Source organism: Sphingobium sp. BYY-5 (assembly GCF_022758885.1).
GTDB lineage: Bacteria > Pseudomonadota > Alphaproteobacteria > Sphingomonadales > Sphingomonadaceae > Sphingobium.
Genome location: NZ_JALEBH010000001.1, coordinates 1,485,767 through 1,500,036, shown reverse-complemented (window position 1 = coordinate 1,500,036; position 14,270 = coordinate 1,485,767). Strand labels below are relative to the sequence as shown.

The following is a 14,270-nucleotide window of genomic DNA, read 5'->3' as shown; positions in this document are numbered from 1 at the left end:
CATTCCGCTCTAGGGTCCGCGCCATCACGCCGCCGCGTTCGACGGCCGGCACAAAAAATATTATGCAAGGGGGTCCGATGGCGACCGCAATCACCGATCCGGCGGAGGCTGGCAAAAGCTGGCTCGGCCATCCGCGCGGGCTGTTCCTGCTCTTCTTCGTGGAGATGTGGGAACGTTTTTCCTTCTATGGAATGCGCGCGCTGCTGATTTTCTACCTGACGCAGCATTTCCTCTTTTCCGACCGCGACGCCAGCTACGCCTATGGCGCCTATATGTCGCTCATCTATATTTCGCCGCTGATGGGCGGCTATCTGGCCGACCGTTATCTGGGGCAGCGCAAGGCGGTGCTGTTCGGGGGCATCGTCATCGCCATCGGCCACCTCATCCTGGGGATGGAAAGCGACAATGCGGGATCGATGGGGCTGGGCCTGTTCTGGCTGGGCCTCGCCACCGTCATCACCGGCACCGGCTTCCTCAAGTCCAGCGCCTCCGCGCTGGTGGGCCAACTCTATCCCCGCGACGACATGCGCCGCGACCCGGCCTATACGATCTTCTACATGGGCATCAATGTGGGTGGCACCATTGGCCCCATCATCTGCGGCTATCTGGGCCAGGTATGGGGCTGGCACTGGGGCTTCGGCGCCGCTTCGGTCGGCATGACCGCCGGCGCGCTGGGCTTCGCCTTCTGCAAGCCGATGTTGCAGGGCAAGGGGGAGCCGGCCGATCCCGTCCGCCTGGCGGAGAAGGTTGGCGGCCTCATCAGCCGGGAGTGGCTGGTCTATCTCCTCAGCCTGCTGGCGATCCCGGTCTGCTGGTTCCTGATCCAGAATCACAACATCGTCGGCTGGGGCCTGGGCATCGCGGGGCCGTTGATGGTCGGCTATATATTGTGGGAAGCGTTCGGGCGGCTGCACGGGGCGGACCGGCACCGGATGCTCGCCGCGCTCTTCCTGCTGGTCATCAACCCCATTTTCTGGGGCCTCTACGAACAGACCGGCTCTTCGCTCAACCTGTTCGCCGACCGCTATACCGACCGGACGATGCTGGGCGTCGATGTGCCTGCCTCCGTCTTCCAGTCGCTGAACGCGGCCTATATCCTGATCTTCGGGCCGGTGATGGCGGGCCTATGGATATGGCTCGCCAGACGCGGGTGGGAACCGTCGACCCCCGCCAAGTTCGGCATCGCCATCGTCCTGGTGGGCGTGGGTTTCCTGGTCCTGGACGCGGGCACCGGCGCGCCCGGAACGTTGACGCCGATACTCTTCATCTTCCTCCTCTATCTCTGCCACACGATCGGCGAGCTGTGCCTGTCGCCCGTGGGGCTTTCGGCCATGTCGAGCCTGGCGCCGTCGCGCATGGTGGGGTTGATGATGGGCATCTGGTTCCTGGCCATGGCGCTGGGCGAATATGCCGCAGGCGTGATTTCCGCAGCGACCGGCAATGCGGAAGGCGTCGCGTCGCGCGACGCCATGCTGGCCGTGTTCGACAGTATCGGCTGGTGGTCGGTCGGGTTCGGCATCGCCGTCATGGCGGTGGCGCCGCTGGTCAAGCGCTTGATGCATACCAAGCAAATCGATACGAAAAAGGGGGACATCGCACGATGAGAACAGGCGGCCGTGCGCTGCTGGCCCTTGCGCTCCTGGCGGGCGTGAGCGGACCGGCGATCGCGAAGAAGGACAAGGAGGCGGCGCCCGCGTCGCAGGGCCAGAATCAGGGACCATCGGCAGAGCCGGACAATCCCTATCCTTCCACCTACAAAGCCTATCCCGGCCGTCCCACGGTGATCCGTGGCGCGACCATTTTCGACGGGGAAGGGGGCCGCATCGACAATGGCGTCGTCTTCCTGTCGGAGGGTAAGGTCGTCGCCATCGGCGGCCCCGACACGCCGATCCCGGCCGATGTCGCGGTGTTCGACGGCACCGGCAAATATCTGACGCCGGGCGTGATCGACATTCACAGCCATCTGGGAGTCTATGCATCGCCCAGCGTCGATGCGCTGTCGGACGGTAATGAGATGACGTCGCCGGTGACGCCCCATGTCTGGGCCGAACATAGCATCTGGCCGCAGGACCCAGGCTTCGGCCGCGCGCTGGCCAATGGCGGCGTCACCACGCTCCAGATACTGCCCGGTTCGGGCAATCTGATCGGCGGGCGCAGTGTGACGGTGAAGAATGTCCCGGCCCGCACCCAGCAGGGGATGAAGTTCCCCGGCGCGCCCTATGGCCTGAAAATGGCGTGCGGCGAGAACCCCAAGCGCGTCTACGGTTCCAAGGGCCGTGAACCCTCCACCCGCATGGGCAATATCGCGGTCGATCGCCAGACCTGGATCAAGGCGCGCGAATATCAGAAGAAGCGCGCCGCCGGGAAAGAGCAGACCCGCGACCTGGGCATGGAGACGCTGGCCGATGTGCTGGAGGGCAAGATCCTGGTCCACAATCATTGCTACCGCGCGGACGAGATGGCCAATGTCATCGATATGTCGAAGGAGTTCGGCTACAAGGTCACGGCATTCCACCACGCGGTCGAAGCCTATAAGATCGCCGACCTGCTGCGCGAGAACGGCATCTGTTCGGCCATGTGGGGCGACTGGTACGGCTTCAAGATGGAAGCCTATGACGGCATCAAGGAGAATATCCCGCTGGTGCAGCAGGCGGGCGCCTGCGCCATCGTCCATTCGGATGACGAAAACGGCATCCAGCGGCTGAACCAGGAAGCGGCCAAGGCGCTGGGCGCGGGGCGGCGCATGGGGATCAACATTCCCGACGAGGTCGCCTGGACCTGGCTCGCCATCAACCCGGCGCGCGCCATGGGGATCGCAGACCAGACCGGCAGCCTGAAGGTCGGCAAGATGGCCGACGTCGTGCTGTGGAACGGCAATCCTTTCAGCACCTATACAAGGCCTGAGAAGGTGTGGGTCGACGGGGCGCTGCTCTATGACAGTTCCAACCCGAAGCTGCGGTCGGTGAGCGACTTCGAACTGGGCCAGATCGGCGCGGGAGACGTGAAATGAGGAAGATCGCCCACAAGATTCCGTTCGGTTCGAGCCTGTCGAGAACAGGTGCCAGGTACAGTTCTCGACAGACGCTTCTCGGCTTTGCTCGAAGCTGCTCGAACCGAACGGCGTTAGTGGTGGCCTTGTGTCTTTCGACCGCCACCCCAGCGCTCGCCCAGTCCATCGCCATCACCGGGGCGACGCTGGCCATTGGCGACGGTTCGGAACCCGTCCGGAACGGCACGGTCGTCATCACCGCGGGCAAGGTCGTCGCGGCCGGCGTGGGTGTCGCGGTGCCGGCCGGGGCCAAGACCATCGACGCCAGCGGCAAATGGGTGACGCCAGGCCTGGTTTCGGGCTATTCCCGCGTCGGGCTGGTCGAGGTGCCGGGGGTCAGGCAGACCAATGACAGCAGCGCGCGATCGCCCTTTTCGGCGGCGATCGACATTGCCCCGGCGATCAATCCGCTGGCGAACCCGATCGCGGTCAGCCGCACCGCCGGCGTCACCCGCGCGGTGGTCGTGCCCGCCACCGGCACCGGCATCTTCGCCGGGCAGGGCGCGGTGGTGGACCTGGGCGCGGACATGAACCCGATCACCAAGGCGCGGGCCTTCCAATATGTGGAAATGGGCGAGACCGGCGCGGAGGAAGCGGGCGGCAGCCGCGCCGCGGCGATCCTGACCTTCAAGATGATGCTGCGCGAGGCGCAGGATTATGCGAAGGCGCCCGCCAGCTATGACGGCCGGTCGAAGGATGCGCTGCTCAACCGCGTCGATGCGCAGGCATTGGTCCCGGTCGTCACCGGCGCCATGCCGCTGATGGTCCATGCCGAAAGCGCGCGCGACATATTGGCCGTGCTGGCGTTGCGGCAGGATTTCCCGGCGCTCAAGCTGATCCTGGCGGGCGCGGCCGAAGGCTGGATGGTGGCGAGCCAGATCGCCGCCGCCAAGGTGCCGGTGATCGCAGGCGGCCTCGACGACCTGCCCTCCAGCTTCGAAAAGCTGGCCGCGACCCAGAGCAATGTCGGCCGCATGGTGAAGGCGGGCGTCGCGGTTTCCATGGGCCTGATGGACCGTGACGAAGGGTTGCAGCTCCGCCTCGCCACCCAACAGGCGGGCAATATGGTGGCGCTGAACAAGGTGCCGGGCGCGACCGGCCTTAGCTGGGGTCAGGCACTGCGCACCATCACATCCGCCCCGGCCGAGGCGATGGGGCTGGGCGACCGGATCGGCTCGCTCAAGCCGGGCAAGGCGGGCGACGTGGTGATATGGGACGGCGACCCGCTGGAAATGACGTCCGCCCCGGTCGCGGTGTGGATCGACGGCGTCCAGCAGCCGATCGACAATCGCCAGACGAAGCTGCGCGACCGCTACGCCACGCCGACCGAAGGCGCATTGCCCAAGGCCTATGAGTGGTGAGGGGGGGGAGGGGGGGCGGCCCCCTTTTTTTGGGCGGGGTTGGGGTTGCGGGTGGACCTTTATCCTTCCCTGTAAGGTTGGGCAGAGGCACGTGACTCTGCCGAAGGGGACCGGCGTAGTCGGTGGAGGGATGTCGCGCCATCGAGAGGATGACACCCCTCCGTCAGGCGCTACGCGCCTGCCACCTCCCCTGCCAGGGGAGGATGATTGTAAGTGACCAATTGACGGCATAACTCCCCCCTCCTTGCATGAGGGCGAGCGGAATGGATCGCCTGCAAGCCATCTGCATCTGCGGGGCATGCAAGATAACTCAGGAGGGGCAGGCCGCGGGACGGGCAGTGCTGCGGGTCAGGGGGCGACAAGCCCCATTCTTTCACCGTTCGCCACCAATTTCGGCACGAAACCATCTTCGATCAGGTCTTCGGGTAAGTCGAACGTGCGCGACCACACGATCCCGCGCCGGATCGCTTTGGCCGGTATGCCGCCATAGACGGCATTCGGTTCCAACCGGCCGGTGGCCAGCGACATTTGCCCAAGCACAGACCCCGCGCCGATCGTCGTGCCCTTCCCCACCCGTGAACCGTTCCCAAGCCACACATGGTTATGAATGATGACGTTCTGCGGCTCATTGACGAGTTTGCGACTGGCCAGGTCGAATATGCCGTGCCCGTCGTTCGTTCGAATCACGACCGCGGACGACACCATGCAGTCGTCACCGATCAGCACGGTTGATCCGCCAGGTCCGCATTGGATGGCGCCATGTTCCCACGACGTACCCGCGCCGATCATCACTACATTGTCGTCGCTTGAGATGAGCAGTTTCAAATTTCTGATTCGCACATCATCGCCGATGATGAGGGTGTTGCGATTGCCACGGATACGGATAAGGGAATTTTCGAGTATTTGATATTTGCCGACAATCATCTGATTGTCGCGACCCATTTTGTGAAATTCCAAATTATTCCCGCGATTTGACTTGTCCAGCGGTACATCGTCCAGCCATACTGCCGGCAGCGTCAAATTCACGCCATAACGGTCAATGATTTCTTGTGCCTCTTCACGATCAATCATTTTGGAATGCCCCTGATTTACTTGTAATGATGAAATGTTTTGTGCGCCTTTTCAAGAATGATTATTATATTTCTCCAGCAACAATTGCCGGATTGATCTGCTGGCTAACGCGCGCGCGATCTTGTCGGTCCTATCGGTGGATATGAGTTGCAAATTGCTATTGAGGGGGCAGGATGGCTTCATCCGACCACAGGACAGGAGGAACAGGCATGATTGTCCATGGCGCCCGGCCGTCGCCCTTTGTGCGCAAGGTTGTTGTTTTTGCAGCGGAAAAGGGAATTGAGATCGAGGTGAAGTCGGCGGGCTACGGGCGGGGGGAGCCGGTTTTTGCCAAGGCGTCGCCCTTCGGCAAGATACCGGCGCTGGAGGATGGCGATTTCACGATCTGCGATTCGACCGCGATCATAACCTATATGGATGCACTGCGCCCCGAACCCAACCTGATCCCGACCGAACCGAAGGCGCGGGCGCGGACCATCTGGTATGAGGAGTTTGGCGACACCATCGCCCAGCCGGTGGGGGGGCAGATGTTCTTCAACCGGATAGTGGGGAAGGCGCTGAAGCTGCCGCACGATCCCGCGCTGGCCGATGTTGCGGAGGCGGAGAAGATCCCCGGCATCTATGATTATCTGGAAAGCGTGCTGCCCGACAGCGGCTGGCTGGTGGAGGATCGCTTCACCCTGGCGGATATCGCCGCCGCCAGTCCGCTCATCAATGTCTGCTATTGTTCCAAGGGGTTGACGGCGGAACGTTGGCCCAAAGTGGTGGCGTGGATGGCGCAGGTGAAGGCACGGCCCAGCGTCGCCGGGGCGCTGGCGCAGGAAGCGGCGATCCTGGCGCGGATGGCGGCATGAATTAACCCATATGGAACATTCTTCTTGACATCGTCACGCTGCTGTGGCAGGGATGTGGATATTGGGAAAATGTGAGTCGCCGGGATGGCGGTGCAAGGGGCTGGTCCTGTGGGGCCGGCCCTTTTCGCTGTGCGGCGGGGGTGATGGAGGGGCTGTCATGGCGGAGAGGATGCGCGGCGCGCTGGTGGCGCAGCGGCAGAAGACGGGCGGGGCGGTGCGGACGCAGTTGCGCAAGCCGCGCAAGGACGGCTGGAGCAAGACGCAGGTGGCGGAGTTCATGGCGGTGCTGGCCGAGACGTGCAACGTCAGCGAGGCGGCGCGTGCGGTGGGCAAGTGCCGCGCGCGCGCCTATGACCGCAGGCGGAGCGACCCGGCCTTTGCCAGCGCGTGGAACGCGGCGCTGGACCAGGGTTATGTCGAGATCGAGATGATGCTGATGCGCGCGGCCCTGTACGGCAGCGAGAGCGAGGAGACCGTGCTGGACAGCGAGGGCGCGGTGAAGACGCGCAAGGTGAAGCGCGCGCCGAACCTGACCGTCGCGCTGCGGCTGTGGCAGCATTATCGCGACAAGGTGGCGAAGATCCGGGGGGAGACGGGCGTCGATCGCCCCGACAGCGCCGACGCGGTGGCGCGGGTGCGCGACGTGCTGGACGAAATCCGGCGACGGCGTGCGGCGGCGGGGACGTGACGGGGGCGGACGTGAGCGGGGGGTATGGTCTTGATCGGCACCCCGCCCCGGTTTGGAAACGAAAGCGGGATGCCGGGTCAGACCCGGCATGACGGGAGGGAAATGGCAACGATCGCCCAACTGTGGACATTATGCCGTCCAGCGGCCAAGCTCGACCATCGTCGTTCCATGCAGAATATTGGGAGATTTTGTGGCGGACGCTTTTCCACATGGCACTGTCCACGAGGCGGGCGAAGACATGCAGGCGGCCTTGCGATCGGACCCCGTAGTGTTTGCGTTGTGGGAGGGGCTGACGCCGCTCGGCCGGAACGAGTTTATCTGCTGGGTGGATGACGCGAAACAGGCAAAGACGCGGCTGCGGCGCATCGAGCGAAGCTGCGAGGAATTGTTGGAGGGGAAGAAACGCCCCTGCTGCTGGGTGGGTTGCATTCACCGGACCGACAAGGCGCCGAGCCGATGGCAACAGGCCGTCCTGATCGATCGGCAGGGGAAGGGCAGGCCGTAGGCGGGCCTGCGCGGATGCCTTTTTCCGCGATGTCGAGCGATGATCCGGGCCGCGGGCGCGACGTGATTTTCGTTAACCATTTCCGTGCCGGAACCCATTGTGCGATCGCAGCATTATGCCGGGCATGACGTTGGAAAACAGGATTTTACAGAAGCTGGGCGCTGGACCGGTGCGGACATTGGACATTGAGGATGCGGAAGGGGATGAGCTGGTAAGGACGCTGCATTTCATGGCGGCGCGGCGGCAGATTTGCATGAAGGCGGGATGGGTTTCGCTCTACTGGCACCGATATATGATCGCGCCGGTCCCGGTCCCGGTGGCGTGGCGGCGCGAGGGCAGGGCGCACGAGGATGCGGCGCTGCCGGCCTTGGGGTGAAGGTTCATGGCCTGTGGCCGGGGTGACGAATGGGAAATGTCGAAGAGAGGCCCATGCCTCTCTTCGACCCGCCCGCGCGGGGATGACGCGCCGGGCAATGACCGGCCCGGCCGGTGTTAGTTGACGACGTTGATTTCGAGCGACGGGTCGACGAGCGAGGTCTTGGTCGCGGCGGGCGTTGTGGCCGTCGGTGCTACGGCGGGGACGGCTGCCGGCGTGACCGGGGCGGTTGCCGTGGTCGGGGCGGTGAAGGCGACGTCGATGTCTTCGTCGATGAAGGCGGTCACGGGGGTGCCGAGCGGGATTTTTGCGCTGGTGCCGGTGGTGAAGAAGCCGGCGACGGGCACCAGGGCGATGGCGGCGACGACGCCCGCGGTGCCGGTGACGCCCTTGTCATCGAACTGGCCGGTCAGGCGGATCTGAGTGCCGTTGGCGCGGACATAGAGGATGCGGGCGCTGATGCGGCCGGATTTGCCCCACATGCCCTTGTTACGGACATCGGTGATTTCGCCCATGACCGGGCTGCCGAGCGGAATGACGATCTGACCGTTCAGTAGGACGGCTTCGGCGACTTCGAGCTGGACGCGCTGACCGACCTGGAGCTTCTTATGCTCGGTGGTGAGCGGCTCTGCGGTCTTGACCGCGATCTGCGTGCCCGCGCGCAGGACGTTGCCGCCGGGCGTGGCGATGATGGTGGCGACCGGCGCGGCGGGCGCGCTGGTTTCGGTGGCGAGCTGGGCATGGACGGATGGCGCGCAGGCACAGGCAATCACGCCGAGAACGGCGCTGGACAGGAACTTCATGGATAACCCCCCAAATGACTCGGCTCCCCCCACAGGAGCCAAGGCGCGACAGGTGCTATCGGACCGGATGGGCAGTCAAGCGTTAAAAGGTGGAATCCGGATGTTTCAGAGACTGCCCGCGCGGAACTTGGCGAACATGTCGGCGAAGGTCAGGCGGGTGTCGATGCTGGTGTAAAGGCGCATCGGGCGGGCGTTGGGGGCCGGTTCGTAGGTCGCCTTTTCCGTGATGCGCGGAGTAGGGCGGATCAGATAGTCGCTGGAGGCCGCGTCCGGTTCGAAGGAGGATTGCAGCGCGGTCAGCGTGACCAGCGGGCTGTCGCCCAATATATAGGTTTCGCCCAGATGGTTCGGAACCATGCGGATGATCTTTTCCAGATGGTCGAGCAGGAAGCGGCCGAGCGCGCCCGCGCCGGACAGGCCGCTTTCCAGTTCGGCGTGCGAGATCATCAGCGTGCGGTAGATGTCGCGCGGCACCTGCCAGATCGGGAGCGCGCTGTCGTTGAAGAGAAAGCGGGCGGCGGGCAGGTCTATGGTGAGATTATATTCCTGGCGCTGCTGGACAGGGACCGCCGGGCGGGAATCGGGATGTTCCGGGCCGCCGATCCAGATGAGGGTCAGGCGCGGGGCTATCGACGGGTCGACGCGGATCGCTTCGGCGAGGTCGGTGAGGCCGGCGCCCGCGACATAATAGAGCGGCAATTTGCTGTCCCGGCGCGCTTCGGCGAGGATGCGGCGGACGGCGGGCGTCTGTTCGGGAGGCGCGCCGGGGGCGGGGGCGGCGTTGCGCCCGGCGATCACGTCCGGGCGGCGGGCGAGGCGCATCTGGTCCATGAGATCGCGCGCGATGCGGGCGGCATTGTCGGCCTGGACCTTGGACGGGTCGAAGGGTTCGGGATCGTGGATGTGCGAGCCGATGATGAAGGCGATTTCGGTGGACGGCGAGAGCAGATGGTGGGCGAGCTGGAACAGACCGTCCGGGTCGCCGGAGAAATCATTGTCGATGATGACGCGGCAGCGCGGCGTGGCGGTAAGCGCCTGCGCGGTGGCGGGGAGAAGGGCGAGGGCGGGGAATGCGCCCAGCAGCGTGCGCCGGGCGATATGTGTCGGATCGTGCGGCATTGTTGTCTCTCCCCCCTCTTCGTTGGCGCATCCTGGGCGGAGGATTGAAAAGGGGCAAGCATATATGTGGGTTTGCGTCGCCCGCTCCCGCAAGGGGAGGGGGTGATGTCGGCTTTACAGGGGCGGGGCAGGCGATATGAGTTTGGTCCCATGAAAAAGCTGATCCTGATCGCCGCCGCCTCCGCGCTTTGCGCGCCCGTCCTGGCCCAGACCAAAGCGCCCGATGCGGCGCGGTTGAAGGGGACGGTGGAGAAGCTGGTCAGCTTCGGGACGCGGCATACGCTGTCTTCGGCGACCGACCCCAAGCGGGGGATCGGGGCGGCGCGGCGATGGGGCGCGGGAGAGTTTGCGCGGATTTCCAAGGGGTGCGGCGGGTGCCTGAGCGTCGAGACGATTTCCGGCCCCTTCACCGGGCCGCGCGCGCCGGACGGGGTGGAGGTGGTCGACGTGCTGGCGATCCAGAAGGGCACAGGTGATCCGAACCAGGTGGTGATCGTCGCGGGGCATATCGACAGCCGGGTGAGCGACGTGATGAACGCGATCAGCGATGCGCCGGGCGCGAACGACAATGCGTCGGGCAGCGCGCTGGTGATCGAGGCGGCGCGGGTGCTGGCGGGCGAAAAGTTCGATGGGACGATCGTCTATGCGCTGCTGTCGGGCGAGGAACAGGGGCTGTGGGGCGGCAAGCTGCTGGCGGAGACGGCGAAGAAGCGCGGCTGGCAGGTCCGGGCGATGCTGAACAACGATATCGTCGGCAACACGGTTGGGCAGAATGGCCAGCGCGTGGCCGACCGGGTGCGGGTGTTTTCGGAAGGCATCCGCTTTTCGGAGGATGCCAAGGCAAATCTGACGCGGCGGGCGATCGGCGGCGAGGATGACGGGCCGTCGCGGGCGCTGGCGAAGAAGATCGACGGGATCGCGAAGGGCGATCCGGGGATCGGGCTGGACGTGTTCGCCGTGCGGCGGCTGGACCGGTTCGGCCGGGGCGGGGATCATTCGCCCTTCCTGGAGCTGGGCTTTCCCGCCGTGCGCTTTTCGGTGGGGATCGAAAATTATGACCGGCAGCATCAGGATTTGCGGACGGAGAATGGCCGGGTTTATGGCGATACAGTGGAGGGGATGGACTTCCCCTATCTGGCGAAGGTGACGGCGCTGAACGTCGCGACGCTGCGGGTGCTGGCGGATGCGCCGGCGGCGCCCGCGAGCGTATCGCTGGACGGGGCGTTGTCGATGGATACGCGGGTGTTCTGGGACGCGGTGCCGGGAGCGGCGGGATATAAGGTCTATTGGCGGCGGGCGGATGCCCAGGACTGGACCGACAGCCGGGCGGTGACGGGCGCGACGCAGACGGTGCTGAAGGATGTGGTGGTGGACGATCATTTCATCGGCGTGGCGGCTGTCGCGAAGGATGGGGCGGAAAGCCTGGTGACGTTCGGCGGGATGGCGCCGAGGAAATAAGCTGACTGCGAAAGACGGATGATTGGCTTGTGCTCCTGCGAAAGCAGGAGTCCAGGAGGCTTGGTCATGCCTTGAACCCTGGGCTCCTGCGTTCGCAGGAGCACGGCGGAAGTGAGGGGCGATGAAGGTTTCGGAACAGAAATGGCTGGCCGAGGATCGGCGGGCCTTGGCGCGCATCCGCAAGAGATTGACGCCGGTGGCGGCCGAGCGGCTGGAGTGGGAATGGGATTTCCTGGCGCGGCCGGAGCAGTTGCCGCCGCCGGGGGACTGGCGCATCTGGCTGATGATGGCGGGGCGCGGCTTTGGCAAGACGCGGGCCGGGGCGGAATGGGTGCGGGGAATTGCGGAGGCGGACCCCGCCGCGCGGATCGCGCTGGTCGGCGCGACGCTGGGCGAGGCGCGCAGCGTGATGGTGGAGGGGGCGTCGGGGCTGCTCTCCGTCGCGCCATGGTGGGCGCGGCCGGTCTATGCGCCGGCGCTGCGCAAGCTGACCTGGCCCAATGGCGCGGTGGCGACCCTGTTCGGCGCGGCCGAGCCGGAGGCGCTGCGCGGGCCGCAGTTCAGCCATGGCTGGGCCGACGAGATCGCCAAATGGGCGGGCGGCGAGGCGGTGTGGCATAATCTGATGATGGGGATGCGGCTGGGCGAATGCCCGCGCGTGCTGGCGACGACGACGCCGCGCCCGGTGCCGCTGGTGCGGGCTTTGGTGGGGCGTGAGGACGGAGACGTGGCGGTGACGCGGGGGCGGACGGCGGACAATGACGCGAACCTGGCGCCGGGCTTCGTCGCGGCGATGGCGGCAAGCTATGGCGGCACGCGGCTGGGGCGGCAGGAACTGGACGGCGAACTGATCGAGGAGATGGAGGGCGCATTGTGGACGCGCGACCTGATCGAGCGGTGCCGGGTGCGACATGTGCCGGGCGTGCTGGCGCGGGTGGTGGTGGCGGTCGATCCGCCGGCGTCGGCCGATGGCGATGCGTGCGGCATCGTGGTGGTGGGGCTGGGCGGTCCCGATGGTGAACATGGCGCGCGCGCCTATGTGATCGCCGATGCGAGCGTCGCGGGGCTGCGGCCCGAAGGCTGGGCGCGGGCGGTCGCGGCGGCGGCGATGGTGCATGGCGCGGACCGGGTGGTGGCCGAGGCGAATATGGGCGGCGCGATGGTCGAAAGCGTGCTGCGCGCGGCGGAGGAGACGATGCCGGTGAAGCTGGTCCATGCGAGTCGGGGCAAGTCGGCGCGGGCGGAACCGGTGGCGGCGCTCTATGAAGCAGGGCGGGTGGCGCATCGCGGCGCTTTCCCGGAACTGGAGGACCAGATGTGCGGGCTGCTGGCAGGGGGCGGCTATGTCGGGCCGGGCCGGTCGCCCGATCGCGCCGATGCGCTGGTGTGGGGCTTGAGCGAGCTGATGCTGGGGCGGCGGGGGGAGGCGCGGGTGCGGGGGATGTGAGGGGGGCATCGGCGCGGGAATGACGAGGTTGGGTAGGCAGTGGAATAACCGGTTTCGAGAAAAAGCGCTAATCCATCGCCAGTATACATGAAATATAAATATTTCTTATAAGGTTTTAAATGGCAATTTTAGGATATTTAAATGACTTTTAATTCAAATATAACGCAACGTGTATCTTCATGGATTTCGGTAGAGGAATTTGGCGCGGTCGGTGATGGATTAGTAAATGATGAATTTGCCATTCAAGAGGCAATCAATTATGCTATTACTTATAGATTAAAGCTGTACCTTGGATCAGGTAAAAATTTTCGTATAACGAAACCGATGCTTGTTCCTGTTTATACTGGGCAGAACAACCTTTATCTCGATGGAAATGGCTCGACAATTACGATGACTTCGGCAGATTTTGCATTTAAAATTATCGCCGCGCAAGATGATGTCCGCGGTATCCCTCAGTTTCGAAATATGGTAATTGCTGGTTCTTCTGCCAGTGGGTTCGATGTCGGGCAAAATTTTGACAATATGGCTACACCAAAGATGTACGGTGATGGACGAGGTCCTATGTTTTATAACATACTTACTTCACAGCTTGGTGGAATAGCTCTCAGAATACAGAATGCAGCGCATTTTGATGTCGATAAATTCATAGCAAGAACAGATAATTACACTGGAGATTGATTACAAATATTGGCTGGGTCCGGGAAATTCACTGGAGACATAACTTTTAATGATTGCCAGTTCCAGTCGCAGGCCGATGGTCATTATGCAGCGTATTTGAATTCATATTCAACTGTCGGTGCGCAATATGCGACCCAGCTCAGAGGTATTAGATTTAATCACTGCGTATTCTATGGCGGGCAGACGTTTGTTGCATGTTCGACAAATGGACAAACGGCTGATATTTGGTTCAATAATTGTGCATGGGATGCAAATAATAGACCTATTGCGATTGTCGTTGATGTAAATCAAAACGGACAAATGAATAAGATAATGTTCAGCGATTTTTACATCGTTGGATATGATCGTGGATTTATTTTTTCTAAAAATACTACTGAATCTCAAGTTGCCAACGTGAAAATCCAGTCTGGTATGATAGGAGGTGTACAACAGCCTATATATTTTGTTGGCATGTCGGGATTTGATGTACAAAATTGTACGTTTGACGGATGCATTTCTCCTTATGCATTAATTAATATTGACCAAGATTGTCAGCGGTTCAAAATATCCGATAATATGGAAGCAAATTCTAATGGGAGTTATATAATATCTATTATTGGACCAAATACAAATAAATTCTCTTGTTCAAATAATGTGTGTTATGATATGGGTAGTGTAATTAGAGATATGACAGGCTCTGTCTCAAAGCAAGTGAATAACAATTCAAAGCTGTAGATTATTCGTTAGTTTAGGCGTGATGGCTGAGATTTATTAATAACGATGTTTGTAATGGTGAAAGATATATTAGGGCCGATCGACATTCAGCCCTGACGGGCTGCAAATGGCGGCTTTCCGCGCTTCCGGTGCTCACGTACTTTTAGT

The 14,270-nt window shown here is 62.8% G+C and carries 14 protein-coding genes; 11 read left to right on the top strand and 3 right to left on the bottom strand.

All coding sequences use genetic code 11. The features are described 5' to 3' along the window. The first annotated feature begins 77 nt into the window (after nucleotides 1–77). The 3 genes from MOK15_RS07190 (at nucleotide 78) to MOK15_RS07180 (ending at nucleotide 4,410) form a co-directional block, all read left to right on the top strand. On the top strand, nucleotides 78–1,604 hold the full coding sequence (locus tag MOK15_RS07190; protein WP_242930971.1) for a peptide MFS transporter: 1,527 nt from the start codon (nucleotides 78–80) through the stop codon (nucleotides 1,602–1,604). Beyond that, a complete protein-coding gene (locus MOK15_RS07185; protein WP_242930970.1) occupies nucleotides 1,601–3,010 on the top strand; it encodes an amidohydrolase in 1,410 nt (469 codons plus the stop codon). The genes MOK15_RS07190 and MOK15_RS07185 overlap by 4 nt, the downstream gene beginning before the upstream one ends. Nucleotides 3,011–3,129: 119 nt before the next feature. After that, nucleotides 3,130–4,410, top strand: coding sequence for an amidohydrolase family protein (locus MOK15_RS07180; RefSeq protein WP_242930969.1), 1,281 nt, complete (start codon nucleotides 3,130–3,132; stop codon nucleotides 4,408–4,410). Nucleotides 4,411–4,758: 348 nt separating this feature from the next. On the opposite strand, the gene MOK15_RS07175 is transcribed toward MOK15_RS07180, so the two are convergent. Next, entirely contained in the window at nucleotides 4,759–5,481 is a 723-nt protein-coding gene (locus tag MOK15_RS07175) for a hypothetical protein (RefSeq protein ID WP_242930968.1), read from the bottom strand. Nucleotides 5,482–5,690: 209 nt separating this feature from the next. Between MOK15_RS07175 and MOK15_RS07170 the strand changes: the two genes are divergently transcribed. From MOK15_RS07170 to MOK15_RS07155, 4 genes are all read left to right on the top strand, one after another. Then, a complete protein-coding gene (locus tag MOK15_RS07170; protein ID WP_242930967.1) occupies nucleotides 5,691–6,335 on the top strand; it encodes a glutathione S-transferase family protein in 645 nt (214 codons plus the stop codon). A gap of 157 nt (nucleotides 6,336–6,492) precedes the next feature. Further along, the gene (locus MOK15_RS07165) at nucleotides 6,493–7,023 is read left to right on the top strand and encodes a hypothetical protein (RefSeq protein ID WP_242930966.1); all 531 of its coding nucleotides are present in this window, start codon (nucleotides 6,493–6,495) and stop codon (nucleotides 7,021–7,023) included. 88 nt (nucleotides 7,024–7,111) lie between these two features. Then, nucleotides 7,112–7,528: a YdeI/OmpD-associated family protein gene (locus tag MOK15_RS07160; protein ID WP_242930965.1), complete on the top strand. Its 417-nt coding sequence runs from the start codon at nucleotides 7,112–7,114 to the stop codon at nucleotides 7,526–7,528. Nucleotides 7,529–7,652: 124 nt separating this feature from the next. Next, nucleotides 7,653–7,904: a hypothetical protein gene (locus MOK15_RS07155; RefSeq protein ID WP_242930964.1), complete on the top strand. Its 252-nt coding sequence runs from the start codon at nucleotides 7,653–7,655 to the stop codon at nucleotides 7,902–7,904. Between the two features lie 116 nt (nucleotides 7,905–8,020). Here MOK15_RS07155 and MOK15_RS07150 read toward each other — a convergent pair whose 3' ends face one another. Together MOK15_RS07150 and MOK15_RS07145 are read right to left on the bottom strand one after the other, a co-directional pair. After that, on the bottom strand, nucleotides 8,021–8,707 hold the full coding sequence (locus MOK15_RS07150) for a hypothetical protein (protein ID WP_242930963.1): 687 nt from the start codon (nucleotides 8,705–8,707) through the stop codon (nucleotides 8,021–8,023). A 105-nt stretch (nucleotides 8,708–8,812) separates the two neighbouring features. Beyond that, entirely contained in the window at nucleotides 8,813–9,826 is a 1,014-nt protein-coding gene (locus tag MOK15_RS07145; RefSeq protein WP_242930962.1) for a nucleoside hydrolase, read from the bottom strand. Nucleotides 9,827–9,976: 150 nt separating this feature from the next. Here MOK15_RS07145 and MOK15_RS07140 point away from each other — a divergent pair, with 150 nt between their 5' ends. The 4 genes from MOK15_RS07140 (at nucleotide 9,977) to MOK15_RS07125 (ending at nucleotide 14,123) form a co-directional block, all read left to right on the top strand. Then, a complete protein-coding gene (locus MOK15_RS07140) occupies nucleotides 9,977–11,284 on the top strand; it encodes a M20/M25/M40 family metallo-hydrolase (protein ID WP_242930961.1) in 1,308 nt (435 codons plus the stop codon). Between the two features lie 121 nt (nucleotides 11,285–11,405). Then, nucleotides 11,406–12,731, top strand: coding sequence for a terminase family protein (locus MOK15_RS07135; RefSeq protein WP_242930960.1), 1,326 nt, complete (start codon nucleotides 11,406–11,408; stop codon nucleotides 12,729–12,731). A 141-nt stretch (nucleotides 12,732–12,872) separates the two neighbouring features. Next, nucleotides 12,873–13,409, top strand: a complete 537-nt coding sequence (locus MOK15_RS07130) for a glycoside hydrolase family 55 protein (RefSeq protein ID WP_242930959.1) — start codon at nucleotides 12,873–12,875, stop codon at nucleotides 13,407–13,409. Nucleotides 13,410–13,418: 9 nt separating this feature from the next. After that, complete coding sequence (locus tag MOK15_RS07125; RefSeq protein ID WP_242930958.1) at nucleotides 13,419–14,123, top strand: hypothetical protein; 705 nt, start codon at nucleotides 13,419–13,421, stop codon at nucleotides 14,121–14,123. Nucleotides 14,124–14,270 lie beyond the last annotated feature (147 nt).